Source organism: Ruegeria sp. YTSA168, assembly GCF_059610045.1.
The window spans coordinates 83,622-98,341 of the sequence record NZ_JBXWMW010000005.1 but is presented as its reverse complement, the minus strand read 5'-3'; the positions used below and the strand labels follow the sequence as shown (position 1 = coordinate 98,341).

Annotated in this window: 18 protein-coding genes; 8 read left to right on the top strand and 10 right to left on the bottom strand. The window is 56.3% G+C overall.

The window, feature by feature from the left end; genetic code table 11:
• Nucleotides 1-5: 5 nt before the first annotated feature.
• Genes kdsA through AC2FFE_RS11810 form a run of 3 tightly spaced genes read right to left on the bottom strand, consistent with a single transcriptional unit; the run spans nucleotide 6 to nucleotide 3,068 of the window.
• Nucleotides 6-839: a 3-deoxy-8-phosphooctulonate synthase gene (gene kdsA / locus AC2FFE_RS11820; RefSeq protein WP_496820349.1), complete on the bottom strand. Its 834-nt coding sequence runs from the start codon at nucleotides 837-839 to the stop codon at nucleotides 6-8.
• A 5-nt stretch (nucleotides 840-844) separates the two neighbouring features.
• Nucleotides 845-2,431 (bottom strand): KpsE/RkpR family capsule polysaccharide export protein, encoded by a 1,587-nt coding sequence (locus AC2FFE_RS11815; RefSeq protein ID WP_496820350.1) that lies wholly within the window; start codon nucleotides 2,429-2,431, stop codon nucleotides 845-847.
• Nucleotides 2,409-3,068 carry an ABC transporter ATP-binding protein gene (locus tag AC2FFE_RS11810; RefSeq protein ID WP_353010523.1) on the bottom strand — a complete coding sequence of 220 codons (660 nt, stop codon included), beginning with the start codon at nucleotides 3,066-3,068 and terminating at the stop codon, nucleotides 2,409-2,411. Before AC2FFE_RS11810 ends, AC2FFE_RS11815 begins: the two co-directional genes overlap by 23 nt.
• 150 nt (nucleotides 3,069-3,218) lie before the next feature.
• Here AC2FFE_RS11810 and AC2FFE_RS11805 point away from each other — a divergent pair, with 150 nt between their 5' ends.
• Both AC2FFE_RS11805 and AC2FFE_RS11800 read left to right on the top strand, forming a co-directional pair.
• Nucleotides 3,219-3,806: a uracil-DNA glycosylase family protein gene (locus tag AC2FFE_RS11805; RefSeq protein ID WP_496820351.1), complete on the top strand. Its 588-nt coding sequence runs from the start codon at nucleotides 3,219-3,221 to the stop codon at nucleotides 3,804-3,806.
• Entirely contained in the window at nucleotides 3,799-4,587 is a 789-nt protein-coding gene (locus tag AC2FFE_RS11800; RefSeq protein ID WP_496820352.1) for an SseB family protein, read from the top strand. Before AC2FFE_RS11805 ends, AC2FFE_RS11800 begins: the two co-directional genes overlap by 8 nt.
• Nucleotides 4,588-4,641: 54 nt before the next feature.
• Here AC2FFE_RS11800 and yghU read toward each other — a convergent pair whose 3' ends face one another.
• Nucleotides 4,642-5,520, bottom strand: coding sequence for a glutathione-dependent disulfide-bond oxidoreductase (gene yghU, locus AC2FFE_RS11795; RefSeq protein ID WP_496846719.1), 879 nt, complete (start codon nucleotides 5,518-5,520; stop codon nucleotides 4,642-4,644).
• Between the two features lie 249 nt (nucleotides 5,521-5,769).
• On the opposite strand from yghU, the gene AC2FFE_RS11790 reads away from it, so the two are divergent.
• Nucleotides 5,770-6,288, top strand: coding sequence for a YHS domain-containing (seleno)protein (locus AC2FFE_RS11790; protein WP_496846718.1), 519 nt, complete (start codon nucleotides 5,770-5,772; stop codon nucleotides 6,286-6,288).
• Nucleotides 6,289-6,344: 56 nt separating this feature from the next.
• On the opposite strand, the gene AC2FFE_RS11785 is transcribed toward AC2FFE_RS11790, so the two are convergent.
• Together AC2FFE_RS11785 and metF are read right to left on the bottom strand one after the other, a co-directional pair.
• Nucleotides 6,345-7,010, bottom strand: a complete 666-nt coding sequence (locus AC2FFE_RS11785; RefSeq protein WP_496846717.1) for a J domain-containing protein — start codon at nucleotides 7,008-7,010, stop codon at nucleotides 6,345-6,347.
• Between the two features lie 236 nt (nucleotides 7,011-7,246).
• Nucleotides 7,247-8,113, bottom strand: a complete 867-nt coding sequence (gene metF, locus AC2FFE_RS11780) for a methylenetetrahydrofolate reductase [NAD(P)H] (protein ID WP_496846716.1) — start codon at nucleotides 8,111-8,113, stop codon at nucleotides 7,247-7,249.
• A 94-nt stretch (nucleotides 8,114-8,207) separates the two neighbouring features.
• Here metF and AC2FFE_RS11775 point away from each other — a divergent pair, with 94 nt between their 5' ends.
• Nucleotides 8,208-9,113 carry a LysR family transcriptional regulator gene (locus AC2FFE_RS11775; RefSeq protein ID WP_496820357.1) on the top strand — a complete coding sequence of 302 codons (906 nt, stop codon included), beginning with the start codon at nucleotides 8,208-8,210 and terminating at the stop codon, nucleotides 9,111-9,113.
• 52 nt (nucleotides 9,114-9,165) lie between these two features.
• On the opposite strand, the gene AC2FFE_RS11770 is transcribed toward AC2FFE_RS11775, so the two are convergent.
• Nucleotides 9,166-9,525, bottom strand: coding sequence for a hypothetical protein (locus AC2FFE_RS11770; protein ID WP_496846715.1), 360 nt, complete (start codon nucleotides 9,523-9,525; stop codon nucleotides 9,166-9,168).
• 318 nt (nucleotides 9,526-9,843) lie between these two features.
• Between AC2FFE_RS11770 and AC2FFE_RS11765 the strand changes: the two genes are divergently transcribed.
• Nucleotides 9,844-10,629: an inositol monophosphatase family protein gene (locus tag AC2FFE_RS11765; RefSeq protein WP_496820360.1), complete on the top strand. Its 786-nt coding sequence runs from the start codon at nucleotides 9,844-9,846 to the stop codon at nucleotides 10,627-10,629.
• 5 nt (nucleotides 10,630-10,634) lie between these two features.
• Here the strand turns inward: AC2FFE_RS11765 and AC2FFE_RS11760 are convergent, their stop codons facing one another.
• Entirely contained in the window at nucleotides 10,635-11,378 is a 744-nt protein-coding gene (locus AC2FFE_RS11760) for a rhomboid family intramembrane serine protease (protein WP_496846714.1), read from the bottom strand.
• Between the two features lie 117 nt (nucleotides 11,379-11,495).
• Between AC2FFE_RS11760 and AC2FFE_RS11755 the strand changes: the two genes are divergently transcribed.
• Nucleotides 11,496-12,062, top strand: coding sequence for a tetratricopeptide repeat protein (locus tag AC2FFE_RS11755; protein ID WP_496846713.1), 567 nt, complete (start codon nucleotides 11,496-11,498; stop codon nucleotides 12,060-12,062).
• Nucleotide 12,063: 1 nt separating this feature from the next.
• Here the strand turns inward: AC2FFE_RS11755 and AC2FFE_RS11750 are convergent, their stop codons facing one another.
• Together AC2FFE_RS11750 and gph are read right to left on the bottom strand one after the other, a co-directional pair.
• On the bottom strand, nucleotides 12,064-12,879 hold the full coding sequence (locus tag AC2FFE_RS11750; RefSeq protein ID WP_496846712.1) for an IclR family transcriptional regulator: 816 nt from the start codon (nucleotides 12,877-12,879) through the stop codon (nucleotides 12,064-12,066).
• 301 nt (nucleotides 12,880-13,180) lie between these two features.
• Nucleotides 13,181-13,855: a phosphoglycolate phosphatase gene (gene gph, locus AC2FFE_RS11745; protein ID WP_496846711.1), complete on the bottom strand. Its 675-nt coding sequence runs from the start codon at nucleotides 13,853-13,855 to the stop codon at nucleotides 13,181-13,183.
• Between the two features lie 221 nt (nucleotides 13,856-14,076).
• Between gph and hemP the strand changes: the two genes are divergently transcribed.
• Nucleotides 14,077-14,244, top strand: coding sequence for a hemin uptake protein HemP (gene hemP, locus AC2FFE_RS11740; RefSeq protein WP_496820367.1), 168 nt, complete (start codon nucleotides 14,077-14,079; stop codon nucleotides 14,242-14,244).
• Entirely contained in the window at nucleotides 14,241-14,717 is a 477-nt protein-coding gene (locus AC2FFE_RS11735) for a hypothetical protein (protein WP_496820368.1), read from the top strand. The genes hemP and AC2FFE_RS11735 overlap by 4 nt, the downstream gene beginning before the upstream one ends.
• Nucleotides 14,718-14,720: the final 3 nt, after the last annotated feature.

Below are 14,720 nucleotides of genomic sequence, written 5' to 3'. Positions count from 1 at the left end.
AATGGTTAGATATGGATGGGGTTCGCTTTAGCCAGCGCGTCAAAACGCATCAATGTGTCGATGAGTTTTGGCATTTGGTCCAGGTAGATCATGTTAGGCCCATCGCAAGGTGCATTGTCCGGGTCCTGGTGCGTTTCCATAAAGACTGCGGCTGCACCAACTGCCACAGATGCGCGCGCCATCACTGGCGCAAACTCACGCTGGCCGCCAGACGATCCGCCCTGGCCACCCGGTTGTTGCACCGAGTGGGTCGCATCCATGACAACGGGGTAACCGGTTTGAGCCATTTGAGGCAGCGAGCGCATATCGGCCACCAGAGTGTTGTAGCCAAAAGATGTGCCACGCTCGGTCAGCAAGATGTTCTGATTGCCAGTGCTTTCGATCTTCGAGATGATATTCGGCATCTCCCACGGGGCCAGAAATTGCCCCTTTTTAACGTTGACCACAGCGCCCGTGTTTCCGGCAGCCAACAGCATATCCGTCTGGCGGCACAGGAAGGCCGGGATCTGCAAAACATCCACTGCCTCGGCAGCGACGGCACATTGAGCCTCGGTATGGACATCTGTCAGCACCGGCACACCGATGGATTTACGGATGTCGTCCAGAACCTTCAGTCCCGCATCAATACCCATGCCGCGCTTGCCCGACAGTGATGTCCGGTTGGCCTTGTCATACGAGGCCTTGAACACGTATTGCGCGCCCGCAGCTTCGCAGGCTTCTTTCATCTTGCCTGCTATCATCTGGGCATGATCGGCTGTTTCAAGCTGGCATGGACCGGCAATAATGGTCAGCGGAAGGTCGTTGCCGACCGTCAGGTCGGAGATTTTTACATGTTTCATGTGTCTTACGAGGATACCTGTTCACGAAGGACCGACGCGGTAAGCGAGATCATCAGGTAGATACCAGCAAACAACAGGAAAGCCAAAATCGTATTTTCGAATTTGCGCGGATAGCTGGGATCCTGGCTTGGCACGGGATTGACCGAGACGGTCAGATACCGCACCTGCCGGTTGGCCTCGGTTCGTGTGGTTTCCATGTACTGCATCGCGGTTTGCAGCAACATATCCCGTGCGACCAAATCAGCCTGTGCCATTTGAATCCGAACGCTCAGGCGGGCCAGCGAGTTTTCGCCTGCCGAGACATCCAGCATCTCGGCATTCAGCTCGTCCAGCACGTTTTCCAGTCGGGCAATATCTGCGTTCACCCCGTCGACCTTGGCCTGATTGGGGCGCAGATTGTCCAGCAAGGCAGCCAGCTCAAGGCGTTTGTCCTGCAGCAAAATCTCAATCTCGTTGATCCGACCACGCAGACCTGCAAGAACGTTTTCGGGGTCAAGAACCGCGCCTTGAAGCTGCAGTTCGATCAGGTCTTCCTGAGCTTGCCTGCGCGCCTCTTGCGCGGCTTCGAAACTTTCAAGCGCATCCCGCATCTGGTCATCACGCTTTTCACCAGACAGAGTGTTCACACGACTTTCTGCGTAGGAAATAAGGCGCTCAGAAAACTCGGTCGAGGTTTGCGGGTCTGGGGCGATGATTTCCATCCGGATGATTCCGTCGGTAGGATCGTATCCGATCGTTACGATGCGCTTATAAAGCTTATATGCCTCTTCAAGTGTTGCGTCTGGAGCCAGACGTTGGACCGGATCAATCCAATCCTGCTTGAACACCTCAGCGAACCCCGCGTCCCGGTCCAGCAGCAGCAGTGCTTCTTTTGATTCCAGAAAATCCTGCACCGAAACCGAATCCTGGGCCGTGGCAAACTGTGTGCCCGACAGTAAGCCGCCTACAGAGCCACCTGCAGCATCCGCTTGCAGGATCGAGAAGGAGGAGTTGCTGGCATACATCGGCGTCGCGATGCGATAGAAATAGAACCCCACCACAAAGGTCGGCAGAAGAACAAACGCGGCCAATCTGGCGAACAAGGTAAAGAGTTTGACGCGCCGCCTGTGCGCGATCTCTTTCTGAATTTGCCCGATTTCCAGATTGCGCCGTTCGGCCGGGCTCATTTCAGGGCCCGGAACGCCATACTGTTTTTCCTGCGTAGTTTGGGGCAGTTGGACCCGGACTTTGTCTTTTGGCTTGCCGGGCTGTGCGTCTGCATCTGGCTCTTTTGCAGCGGCAAGTTCGAGCAGATTTGTCCGCTCGAACGGATCAATGCCCTTTTTGCGCAGCAGGCGCACAGCGTCATAGTCAGAAGACGCGGCAAGCCCGTGCTTTTGGGCAAGACGTCGTGCGATGCGCAATTGGCGACCGGTCAGACCTTCGCGCTTTATGTCGTCCAGTTCTGTTCCGGGCTGGGTTTCATTGGCGGCGGCGGGGCTTTGTGTGGCGTTTCGGATGCGCGCAATAGCATCCGCGCGCGCCTCGGCCGAGGCATCGACCTGCCGCTTGCGGCCCAGATTGTACTTTCTAACCTTGGGTTTCGTAGTCATATAACTGTTTTGCCTCTTCCAAGGTTTCAAACATGTAAAGCTGCCCGTCCAACAGAACCGCCGCCTGTTGGGCAAACTTCTCTAGTGTTTCGGGGCTGTGCGATACAATCACCAAGGTCGTCGTGCGCAGACGCTCCTGTAAGATATCCCCGGCTTTTTTGTTGAACTCAACATCCGTGGAAGAGGGCATCCCCTCATCAATCAGATACATGTCGAAATCCAGCGCCAGCAGTAGCGAAAAGGTGAATCGCGCCCGCATCCCCGAGGAATAGGTCGCAAGCGGCTGGTTGAAATATTCACCCAAACCGCAAAGCCAACTGCAATAGGCCTCAACATAATCGGGATCCATGCCGTATATTTTGGCGATGTAGCGCGCATTTTCCAGCGCCGACATCTTGCTGGACACACCCCCGGTAAATCCCATTGGAAAGGACACTTTGCAATCGCGGCGAATGACCCCTTCATCCGGCTTTTCCAACCCGGCCATCATATTGATAAGCGTGGTTTTTCCGGTTCCATTGGGGGCGAGGACCCCAAGAGATTTTCCCAGTTCAACCCGGAATGACACCTGATCCAGGATCACCTTTCGGCTGGTCCCGGTCCAGAAGGATTTGCTGACATTCTCGAACTCAAGCATCTGCTCTCTGCTGCTCAATCCAGTATTGTGTCGCTCTTATCACATGGCGATGAGGTGCATTTCCTATCGGTCCATGTTGGCTACATTATGTCGAATTATGAAACAAATCATCAATATGCGCCAGCGTTCGGAAGGGACAGGTAACATTCCATGGTCAACCTGATCGATGAGATTCAAGCCTGCAGCCTTTGCGCCGATCAATTTGCGCAAACAGAGACGGCCCATTCGCCGCGACCGGTCGTCTGGTTTAAACCGGGCACACCGATCCTGATTGCGGGGCAGGCGCCTGGTGCGCGTGTACACGAGTCAGGTCGTCCGTTTACTGATCCTTCCGGGGATCGATTGCGCGCGTGGTTGGGTATTGATGATGCCGTCTTCTATGACCGGACCAAGCTGTCAATCGTGCCTATGGCCTTTTGTTTTCCGGGCTATGATGCCAAGGGCGCGGATTTGCCGCCACCGGCAATCTGCCGTAGGACATGGCATGATCGTGTGGTCGAGGCGCTTGGCGGGGTCCCACTGACGGTTCTTGTGGGAGGCCATGCCCATAAGTACCACCTTGGTGCGCGCAGTTCCGTTACAGATACAGTCAAAGACTGGAAGTCCCACGCGCCATATGTCTTCCCCTTGCCTCATCCGTCCTGGCGCAATACGGCATGGTTGAAGAAAAACCCGTGGTTCGAAGCCGAGCTGCTGCCAGTTTTGCGAGCCAGGGTGCAAGAGGTGCTGGATGACTGAAACAACGGCTTTGGACACGGCCCACGCCGCGATGCACGCCGCCCCGAACGATGACAAAGCCCGGCTGAGGTTCTTCGAGCGTTTGGCAGATAGTGAGCTGTTCTTGATGCTGACCGAGGAGGCACAGGGCGAAAATGTCTCGCCCGAGGTGTTCGACGTGGCAGATGGTCAGTTTGTGCTGGCGTTTGACCGCGAGGACAGGCTGGCTCAGTTTGCAGATCGCCCGGTACCCTATGTTGCGCTGTCTGGGCGGGTGCTGTCATCGATGCTTGCCGGGCAGGGGATTGGTTTGGGTCTGAACCTGGACGTGGCCCCGTCTTCGATGCTGATCCCGGTCGAGGCGTTGGGTTGGCTGGCGACGACTTTGCAGCACAGCCCGGAAGAAGTGCAGGAAAGGATTGCTGAGTTTCTTCCGCCGAAAGGGCTACCTGACAACCTGCTGACCGCGCTGGATACAAAACTGGCCACCGCCGGTGGGTTGGCCCAATCGGCCTATTTGGTCGCGACGAAATCAGCACACGGAGCAACAGGGCATTTGCTGGGGTTCGTGGGTGCGGTTGAGGGCGCGGAACCTGCTTTGGCCAAGGCCACCTCGGAGGCATTGACCTTTTCGGGTGTCGAAGCTGGTGCGATGGATGTTGGGTTCTTCGCCATGGACGACGTCGCGGCCGGGCTGCTGGCGAAAACAGGCTTGCGGTTCGACCTGCCGCAGCCGGAACAACCGGATACTATACGCCCTGTACCGGGGAGTGATTCTGAAAAGCCGCCGATCCTGAAGTAGCGATCTGCGCCTTACGCGGTGCCAAAGCGACACCGCGTAAGGATGTGATCTGTTTTATTCGGGCGCTGTTTCCAGCTTGTCCTGAGTGCGCGTTTCGAAATCGCTGGCCTCGTGGCGTTCGTGCAATTGTGTGTGCGGCTCGCCAAACGGGCGGTTGACCATTCGGCCCCTTTGAACCGCCGGACGCGCATCAATCGCTTTGGCCCAACGCATGACGTTCTTGTAGGATTCGACATCCAGAAACTCTGCGGCGTCATACAGGCGGCCCAGAACCAACTGCCCATACCAGGGCCAGATGGCCATGTCGGCAATGGTGTAGTCTTCGCCCGCGATATAGGTTTTCTCGGCCAGTTCCCGATCCAGAACGTCCAGCTGGCGTTTGGTTTCCATTGCGAAACGATCGATGGGGTATTCCCATTTTTCAGGCGCATAGGCGTAGAAATGGCCAAAACCGCCGCCCAGATAGGGCGCGCTGCCCATCTGCCAGAACACCCAGTTCATAACCTCGGTCCGTTCCGGGCCGGACTTGGGCAGGAAGGCGTCGAACCTCTCGGCCAGATGAAACAGGATCGAAGCGCTTTCGAAAACACGGACAGGTTCGTCACCGGATCGATCCCACAGCGCGGGGATTTTCGAGTTCGGATTGGCACCGACAAAACCTGAACTGAACTGGTCACCCTCACTTATATTGACGAGCCAGGCATTGTATTCGGCACCTTCGTGACCCAGGGCCAACAACTCTTCCAGCATCACGGTGACTTTGACGCCATTGGGCGTGGCTAGCGAATATAGCTGCAAAGGATGGCGTCCAACGGGGAGATCCTTGTCATGGGTCGCACCTGCGATAGGCCGGTTGATGTTCGCAAATCGCCCGCCGCTTTCGCTGTCCCATGTCCAGACCTTGGGGGGAGTGTATGTGGATTGATCGCTCATCTGGTGCCTTTCTTACTAATTCCGGGTGCCCGCGCGCCCGGTCCTCCTACAGCTAATGTTGCAATCTTCCGAGTCCAACCCCGCCCAAAAGCGCTTCCTGTAATATTCCCCGCTGAACATCTCACGATTTCTCGTTCTGGGTCACAGCGGCGCGAGCAGGGCTACGTCAGCAAACAAATTCGATTATTGTTATCGCAGTCCCGCCAACACGGCACTTTTAGGCACATGACCGAGAAAAGGAATGACCATATGAAACGCTTTGCTTTGACTTTCGCCGCGGCCATTGCGCTGGCTATTCCGGCCTTTGCCGGCCCGCAATATGTTGATGGAACGGGGTTTGCCGTCTCGGGCTATGACGTTGTGGCCTATCGCAACTTGGATCAGGTTGCCGTTGGCCAAAGCCAGCCGTCCGCTGTGCGTGGAAATGCGGATATCACTGCGGAATACAATGGCGCGACCTGGGCGTTTGCAACCGAAGAGAACCGCGACAAGTTCCTGGAAAACCCGGCCTACTATGCGCCACAGTATGATGGTCACTGCGCCTATGGTGTCTCAAAAGGCGGCAAGGTTCCAGCCAACCCGAACCTTTGGCGCATCGTCGATGACAAGCTTTATCTGAACATCACGGATGTTGTGGTCGGGTTCTGGGAAGAAGATGTGCCGGGCAACATCAATCTGGCCGAAGGCAACTGGCCGGGCATTGAAACCGGCGATGCGTCGACCAGTGTTATCCCTAAATTCACCTCGGAAGGTCCGGTTAGCAACTAACCGATCACTCACGAAACAAGGCCCGGCTTACCCCCATAAGCCGGGCCTTTCACTGATCAGCTGGCAAGCCAGTATTCGTTGCGGATCGCCTGATCAGCTTCGAACCGAATGCGCACACTCTTGGCGCCAGGGAACTTGCGTTCGCAGATTGTGTCTGGAATGACGACCTCACCGGCCCCCTCGTCGTTCGACTGAAAGCTCAAAACCTCGGTTTCGGTGGTCCGGGAAGAGCTTAGAACCGATGTCGGCAGCGCAATGCGATTTGCGCCTTCACACACTGGGGTCGGCACAAAATAGGTCAGGTTGCGCCCATAGCACCCAACCGCGTCCGGCACGTGATCCGAGTCCGCGAGCGTTGCCGCATCTGGATCAGAGGCATCGTGCGATGCCGCATTTGGCAAGGCACGGCCCGGGTCCAGCATGGCCATGCAATTGGCGATATCTTCCGGTTCCAACTCGATAATGCGCCGCCGCAAACGTGGTCGCCGCGGTTGGCGAGGCCCGGCATTCGCCCCTTTGACGGTCAAACCTTCTTTGCGCAGATAGTCATAGGCTGACTTGGCGCGCGCGAAGTTTGCAGAATCCCCACCCGTGTGATCGGGATGGGCGTGAAAGGCGATGCGCCGCCACGCGTCCCGGATGTCATCCGGAGCGGCATTCGAGTCCAGCCCGAGGTCCGCCAATGCGTCGGTGCGTGCCTTAACTTTGTCAACAGTCTCCATACTCAATACACTCTATACAAACACATGAGCCAAGTTTCGATATCGTCACGATTTTGTCAAATTTTACAGAGTATTGGGGCGGGTCGAGGTGACAATAGAATTGTCACCTGCAGATTGTTTTCGAATTGGGCGCTCGCCCCGGCTGGGTCTGCGAGATTGATGGCAAACCTTCCTACAGATGAAGAAAACCCGGACCGCGATGCAGCCCGGGCAGAAAGCCAATAGAAGCGGTTGACTTAGGCGACGTTCTGAAGTTCGGTTTTCGGGGTGATCCCCAATGCAAAGCAGACATCGCGGGTTAGTTCCGGGCGGTTCAGCGTGTAGAAATGCAGCTTGTCCACGCCGCCTTCAATCAGGTCTGAGCAAAGCTCCGTGCAGAGCGCGGTGGCCAACAGATCCTCACGGTCGTCGCGCACGGCTTTCTCAAAAGCCCGATCGACCCAATCCGGGATATGGGTGCCGCAGCGCTGGGCGAAACTACGTGCGCCCTTCCAGTTTTCGATCGGCAATATGCCAGGCACGATGGGCTTGTCGATTCCAGCCTTGACGCAGGCATCGCGGAAGCGGAAAAAGGTTTCGGCCTCGAAGAAGAACTGGGTTAAAGCCTCATCCGCGCCTGCATCCAGCTTTGCCTTCAACCAGTCCACATCCGCTTGCATATCGCGGGCTTCGGGATGTTTGTCAGGATAGGCACCAACCCGGATGTTGAACATCTCGGTCTCGGCCAGCGCTTCGATCAGTTCGACGGAATGGGCAAAACCGTCGGAATGAGGGACGAACTTGTTCTGCCCTTTTGGTGGATCACCGCGCAAGGCCACAATGTTCTCGACGCCCGCGCGGGCGAACCTGTCTGCGATCTCCAGCGTTTCCTGACGCGACGCATCAACGCAAGTCAGGTGCGCGGCGACCGGCAAGCCAGATGATTTGTGCAGCGTCGCAACCGCATCCCGCGTCAGCTCTCGTGTGGTACCGCTTGCGCCATAGGTGACCGAGACAAAGCGGGGCTCCAAAGGGGCCAGAGTCTGCACCGTGTCCCAAAGACGGAATGATGCCTCAAGCGTCTTGGGTGGAAAAAACTCGAATGAAATTTCAGGTCTGGTCATCACGGCCTCGCAGGATCAATTGAGCCTCTTGTGCCACGTAGAGCGATGTGAGACAAACTCATATTCTTCAAGAACAACATGAGTTGCGCGACATATGCATATTGAATTCCGGCATCTGCGGACCATCAAAGCCATCCACGAATGTGGTGGGCTGGCGCGTGCGGCGGACCAGCTGAACATTACGCAATCTGCGCTGAGCCATCAGATCAAGGGCCTTGAGGATCAGGCCGGGGTGGAATTGTTCCTGCGCCGGTCGAAGCCGATGAAACTGTCCGCAGCTGGGTTGCGCCTGTTGCGGCTGGCCGAACAGATCCTGCCGCAGGTCGAAGCAGCGCAGCAGGAATTTACCTCGTTGCGCGACGGGCGCACGGGGCGGATGCATATTGCTATTGAATGCCACGCCTGTTTCGAATGGCTGTTTCCGGTGCTCGAATCGTTTCGGAAATCTTGGGGTGACGTCGATGTCGACATCCGTCCCGGTCTGGCTTTTGATGCCTTGCCCGCGTTGCAAAAGGAAGAGGTTGATCTGGTGGTGTCATCTGATCCCGAAGATCTGCCGGGCGTCGAGTTCGTCGAACTCTTCGATTACAATGCTGTATTTGTGGCTGCCTCGTCGCATCCGCTGGCCGAGAAAGGATATATCGAGGCCGAGGATTTTCGCGGTCAGACCCTGATCACCTATCCGGTAGAACGCACGCGTCTGGATGTCTTCAGCCAGTTGTTGATCCCGGCGCGGGTTGAACCAACCGCTATCCGGCAGGTTGAGCTGACAGCTGTGATCTTGCTGCTGGTTGCGTCAAACCGGGGTATATCCGTGTTGCCTGATTGGGTCGTGCGCGAGGTCAAATACAACTCGGACTACGTTACCCGGCCTTTGACGAACGAGGGGATCACCCGCCGCCTATACGCTGCCGTCCGCTCGGAAGATTTGGAAAAACCTTTTGTGCAGGAACTGATCGAGCTCGCCCGAGACGAGGCGCGCAAGCTTCAAAGCCAATAGACGTCCTGCTACGACGTGGAGGACCTCGCTGATCGCGAGGTCCGGAAATGCCTTAGCACTTGCCGAAGCACTGATGCACAACCTGAATACCCAGTGCGGTAATCGTCACGCAAGCTCCGGTTGGAAAGCCGAGTGTTGTGCATATTTTTATACAGGCTTTTGCTGCGGTTCCGTTGGGGATAGACGATGGAATTGGAAAGCAGACCTTTTTGTCAACGATCGGAATTTTCAGACAGATTTTTCCGTTTTCGACATCTACCGAAATGCAGGTTTCCCCCAGTTTCAAAGGGGTGGCCTCGTGCATCATGTCATTGGCGGACATGGATTTTAGATCCATTTCCGCATAGTGGGCACGTGCGGTTTCAACGAGTTGGTCGATGTCCTGCTGCGGGAATTCATGGTAAGTCGTCATAAAATTAACTCCAAATAAGATTTTAAGCGCGAGAAAAAAAGCGCGGGACCTTAAGGCAACGTGAAACAAAAGTACTAGGAAAAAAGCCAGATTTGGCATTTCGATATTGGGCGATGTTCAGGCGAGAGTCTGTGACAGAGATCACATCACAGGTTTGAAATACACGCTAATAATAGTGGGTTTTGAGTGTCTCTTGAGTCCGCTTGCCGAGAAAGCTGCTATGCAAAGACTATGGTGCTGCTATGCGCATCATTCCACTTGGCAAGTACGCCTTGCCCCAGTATACGCGCGGCTTGACCGGACAGGAGCCTTTTCACAATGGTTGGCAGTGCAAATCTCAATATCATGATCAAAGCCGCGCGCAAAGCGGGGCGATCTCTGGTCAAGGATTTCCGTGAAGTCGAGAACCTGCAGGTATCGATGAAGGGCGCGGGCGATTTTGTGTCCAAGGCCGATATCGCCGCCGAAGCCATCCTGAAAGAAGAACTGCTGGGCGCGCGCCCGACCTATGGCTGGCTAGCCGAAGAGGGCGGCGCGATAGATGGTGAAGACCCGACCCGCCGCTGGATCGTGGACCCGCTGGACGGCACCACGAATTTCTTGCACGGGCTGCCGCACTGGGCGGTCTCGATCGCGCTGGAGCACAAGGGCAAGATCGTTGCTGGCGTGATCTACGACGCCGCCAAGGATGAGATGTTCTTTGCCGAAAAAGGCGAAGGGGCCTGGATGAACGACATGCGCATCCGTGTCTCGGGCCGTCATCGGATGATCGAATCGATCTTCTCGACCGGTTTGCCCTTCGGTGGTCGTTCGGACCTGCCTGCAACCTTGCAAGATCTGGCGCGCCTGATGCCTGTATGTGCCGGCGTCCGCCGGTGGGGTGCCGCCGCGCTGGACATGGCCTATGTGGCCGCGGGCCGCTATGAAGGGTTCTGGGAACGCCGCCTGAACGCGTGGGATCTGGCTGCGGGTATCATCATCGTGAAAGAGGCCGGTGGCTTTGTGCAGCCCCTGAACCCAGAGGGCAACGTTCTGGACGATGGCGAGGTGATCTGCGCCAACGAGCCGATCTTTGACAGTTTTGCAAAGATAATCCGAGGCTAAACCCCTTACCTGCGCGGCACGCGCGGGATGCGGGATTGCGACAGTTTGTATTTTGCTTCGGGATGCGGCGGATGGCCATGGGTGCGATCCCAATACGCGACGCCACCGCGTTTCAACCACAGTGGAATGCACAGGATCAATCCGACGACAAACCCACCGGTATGGGCCCAATAGGCAACGCCGCCTTCGTCGGGGTTGCTGTTCAAGCTGCCCACAAATTGCATTCCCAACCAGACACCCAGCATCACAAAGGCCGGGATCGAAAAGACCCGGAAATACACGATCAGGATCAGCAGGATGTCGACGCGGGCTTTCGGAAACAGCAGAAGATACCCGCCCATCACTCCGGCAATTGCGCCAGACGCGCCGATGGTTGGCACCATCGAGTCGGGCGCGGTGATGACATGGATCAACCCGGCACCGACCCCCGCCACAAGGTAGAACAGAAGAAAGGGCAGATGGCCCATCTCATCTTCCAGGTTGTCGCCGAAAATCCATAGAAACAGCATGTTGCCTGCCAGATGCATCCAACCGCCATGTAGAAACATGGATGTTACAAAGGTTTCGAACGCATAGCCATCCGCGATGCGCGCGGGAATGATCGCGTAGTCGTAGTACAACCGGTTGATCAGCGGCGCGTCATTCATGATCCCCACATAGCTGACAAAGATCAGGATATTGGCGGCCATGAGTGCGTAGACGACATAGGGCGTGCGCCCCGAGGGGTTATGATCGCGGATCGGAAACATGGCGCGACGCTGGGCTTTTCCACGCCCGGCGTCAAGGACAGCTTATGCCGCACTAAGCAACAACGAAGCCCTTCCGCTGCAACTTGACAGAACGCGGAACAAGGTCATCCTTGAGGTATGACACACGTGTTCTATGGCCTGATCATTGGCGTCGCTCTGACCACTTCCGCAGCCGCGCAGACCTGCCCGGATGCTCCGGATCATACGCAAGGGGTGAGCGATCTGATTTCACAGCTTCAAAAAGCCGAGTCGGAGGCTGTGGCGCGCACGTTTTCCAACCAGATGTGGGAGCTTTGGACAGATGCGCCCGACGCAAAGTCACAGACCCTTCTAGATCGCGGTATGGCGCGGCGCGAGGCTTGGGATCTGGTCGGAGCTTTGGAAGAGCTTAATCAGTTGGTTGAATATTGTCCGGAATTTGCCGAAGGCTATAACCAGCGGGCCTTTGTGAACTATCTCAGGCAGGATTTCGGATCGGCCCTGCAAGATCTGGATGTGGCGATTGACTTGTCGCCGAACCATGTTGCTGCAATCAGTGGACGGGCGTTGTCGTTGATGGGTTTGAAACGGCTGGACGAGGCCAGGGCCACACTGAAAGAAGCGCTAGAGCTTAATCCCTGGCTATCAGAACGGGCTTTGTTGCAGCCGGGTGGCTTGCTGGACCCTCCGGGGCAAGACATCTGAACTACCTGGAGCGTCCTCCGACCGCCAGGGTGATGTCGCGCGCGGCTTCGGCAACCAGCCTGCCAAGGTTCTCGACCGTATCAGGGTTAAAGCGGGCCGTCGGGCCAGACACAGAAATCCCGGCGCATGGACTGTTTTGTTCGTTGAAGATAACCGCGCCAATGCAGGACATCCCTACATAGCGTTCTTCTACGTCATATGACCACCCACGCTGCCGGGTGGTTTCAAGATCAGCCATCATCGCATTGGGATCACTCAGCGTTCGTTCGGTAAAAGCCTCGGGTTCGCTCGCGGTCAATACCCTTGAAACGGCCTCAGGCTCCATCGCTGACAGGATGGCCTTGCCAATGCCCGAGGCATACATCGGTGACCGTGCTCCGGGCGGAAAGAACGCGCGGATCGGGTTTTTGGTTTCGATCTGGCCCACAAATACAACGTCACTCGCATCGGGAACGGCCAGATTCGCCGTTTCTCCGGTATCGTTCATCAGCCGGTGCATGATGGGTTGCGAAACCTCGATCACACTGTTGCGTTTGAGGAACGAAGCACCGGCGCGATAGGCTTCGATCCCGATCATCCATTCCTGGCGCATATCGTCGAACCGGACAAAACTGTGCTTGGCCAACGTGGTCAGGATACGATGTGTGGTGGCGGTGGGTATTCCCGTTTCGCGGCTGAGATCGCTGAGGGTGCAGCGTTCGAGCCGTGCAAGGGTGCTGAGCGCCTCCAGTGCGCGATCCAGAGATTGCAGCGTCCCAGCGGAACTTTCCTTAAACAGTGATTTGGGCCTACCTCGCGGCCGTTTCTGAATGTCCAATTTTGGACCCTCCTGAGTCTTGCAGGAATAGTACGAGGAACTCAGATTTTTTCATATATTGAAAAACGTTTTTGATATTTTGGCGGGTTGGATGGGATGGAGTTGACGCCCTGACACAGTGCTCCAATCCAATATTTTTTAAGATTTTTGTTTCGCTACGGGAAACCCCCAATATCGCGCCAGTTTGGGATGCGGTATCAAGGTGAAGTCTATCAGGTCGTGCGCGACCAAATAGTTTTTCCCCGATGAGGGGCTGGCCTATACCCCCTTCTGGCCGGCCCCTCACTTAGTTTTTGGGGGATCAGATCACTTTGCCTGTAGGCTCAAGCATCTGAGCAACCCGCGATGGCAACTCTGCTGCACTATCGTAGGCCGCTGTGTGTGGGATACTGGCAACGGGTGATTTCCGATAGCCTTGCGTGAATAATAGAAACGGAGTTTCAGCTCGGATCGCCGTTTCGGCATCGACTTCGCTGTCGCCGACAAAAAGGCGTGTCCCTGTGCTGCCTATTGCGTCAAAGCTAGCCAGCAGATGCCGAGGATCCGGTTTGCGCATCGCCATGCTGTCTCCGCCCAGAACCACATCGAAGAATCGCGACAGATCCAGCGCATCCAGAATGTGGCGCGCGGGGGCTTCGGGTTTGTTAGTACATACCCCGAAGGAATAGCCCATGGCCCGCAAATCTTCCAATGCGTCAGGGATGCCCGGATAAGGAACAGTCGTGCTGCTGGCAGCGTTGGCGTAGTGAACTTGCATGCGTTTTGTCAATTCAGCATGTCGTTCCGCAGGAAGCCCGACGTGACGGGTCATACGTTCAACCAGCTTGGGCAGTCCGTTGCCTACGAAAGAGGCAATGACCTCTTTCGGCAGAGGCGGAAAATGGATGTCCTCCAGCGTTCGGTTGGCCGCTGCGGCGATATCTCCAAGACTGTCGACAAGTGTTCCATCAAGGTCGAAAATGATTACCGCCGCCATGGGCTGCATTCCTTCTTTGCCGTTTGATTTGCTGTCTAGCGCGCGGAAACTCGGGTCGTAAACCGGCAATCATAGGTATTGTGAGATTGGGTGCTTGACATACCTTACTAAATTAATCAGATTAAAGGGCAAGACAATGAGCCAACCCGGTTTCGGGTCAGCCAGAACTTGAGAAACGCGAACAGATCAGGCGTTTGCCTTGACCCTTCTGGAGTTGACCGATGAATGTGCAGAACCCGAATCCCAGCCAATCCTATGCTGTATCCATCTTGCCATCTTACAAAGCCGATGATCTGACCAAAGGTGGCAATCTTGCGCATATCGAGCTGGGGGACCAATTGTACACCCTGCGGATCACCCGCGCGGGTAAGCTGATCCTCACGAAATGAGCGGCATGTCACCTCGGGGCGGCGCAGCTGTTGGCCGGCTGTCCGACCTGAGCCCAATCGAAGCAGGCGCTGTGATGTATTTGCGGCTGTGGGGCGATGGCCCAGCAGGCCGTGCAGACGCTGCAAGCGACTTTGATATCGCGCTGGGTGAGGATCAGGGACAGGCCGCGATGCTGACGCTGGACAGGCTATGCTCGCTTTGCGCCACTCACGGTCGCCGTCAGTTGGTACGGCACGGTCTGGGATGCGCTTGCCTTGGTGCCGATGAGAACTGTTTTGCGCAGATGATCGGTGCGGCGGCCGATGGCGCGCGCGAGGATGCCATGATGATGGCGTCTTTGATCGTGCGACCGGATTTTGCCCCCGCACTGGCGTCATTGTCCGAGGAATTGGGCTTTGCCCTGCGCCGGATGATGAAATCTGTACCGCTGCCAAGCACCGGTCATCAGACATCATCAACCGCTTTGCATTAGCCC

Excerpts from the sequence above, each read along its gene's own strand:
- kdsA (WP_496820349.1), bottom strand. The coding sequence starts at position 839 with ATGAAACATGTAAAAATCTCCGACCTGACGGTCGGCAACGACCTTCCG.
- AC2FFE_RS11815 (WP_496820350.1), bottom strand. The coding sequence starts at position 2,431 with ATGACTACGAAACCCAAGGTTAGAAAGTACAATCTGGGCCGCAAGCGG.
- AC2FFE_RS11810 (WP_353010523.1), bottom strand. The coding sequence starts at position 3,068 with ATGCTTGAGTTCGAGAATGTCAGCAAATCCTTCTGGACCGGGACCAGC.
- AC2FFE_RS11805 (WP_496820351.1), top strand. The coding sequence starts at position 3,219 with ATGGTCAACCTGATCGATGAGATTCAAGCCTGCAGCCTTTGCGCCGAT.
- AC2FFE_RS11800 (WP_496820352.1), top strand. The coding sequence starts at position 3,799 with ATGACTGAAACAACGGCTTTGGACACGGCCCACGCCGCGATGCACGCC.
- yghU (WP_496846719.1), bottom strand. The coding sequence starts at position 5,520 with ATGAGCGATCAATCCACATACACTCCCCCCAAGGTCTGGACATGGGAC.
- AC2FFE_RS11790 (WP_496846718.1), top strand. The coding sequence starts at position 5,770 with ATGAAACGCTTTGCTTTGACTTTCGCCGCGGCCATTGCGCTGGCTATT.
- AC2FFE_RS11785 (WP_496846717.1), bottom strand. The coding sequence starts at position 7,010 with ATGGAGACTGTTGACAAAGTTAAGGCACGCACCGACGCATTGGCGGAC.
- metF (WP_496846716.1), bottom strand. The coding sequence starts at position 8,113 with ATGACCAGACCTGAAATTTCATTCGAGTTTTTTCCACCCAAGACGCTT.
- AC2FFE_RS11775 (WP_496820357.1), top strand. The coding sequence starts at position 8,208 with ATGCATATTGAATTCCGGCATCTGCGGACCATCAAAGCCATCCACGAA.
- AC2FFE_RS11770 (WP_496846715.1), bottom strand. The coding sequence starts at position 9,525 with ATGACGACTTACCATGAATTCCCGCAGCAGGACATCGACCAACTCGTT.
- AC2FFE_RS11765 (WP_496820360.1), top strand. The coding sequence starts at position 9,844 with ATGGTTGGCAGTGCAAATCTCAATATCATGATCAAAGCCGCGCGCAAA.
- AC2FFE_RS11760 (WP_496846714.1), bottom strand. The coding sequence starts at position 11,378 with ATGTTTCCGATCCGCGATCATAACCCCTCGGGGCGCACGCCCTATGTC.
- AC2FFE_RS11755 (WP_496846713.1), top strand. The coding sequence starts at position 11,496 with ATGACACACGTGTTCTATGGCCTGATCATTGGCGTCGCTCTGACCACT.
- gph (WP_496846711.1), bottom strand. The coding sequence starts at position 13,855 with ATGGCGGCGGTAATCATTTTCGACCTTGATGGAACACTTGTCGACAGT.
- hemP (WP_496820367.1), top strand. The coding sequence starts at position 14,077 with ATGAATGTGCAGAACCCGAATCCCAGCCAATCCTATGCTGTATCCATC.
- AC2FFE_RS11735 (WP_496820368.1), top strand. The coding sequence starts at position 14,241 with ATGAGCGGCATGTCACCTCGGGGCGGCGCAGCTGTTGGCCGGCTGTCC.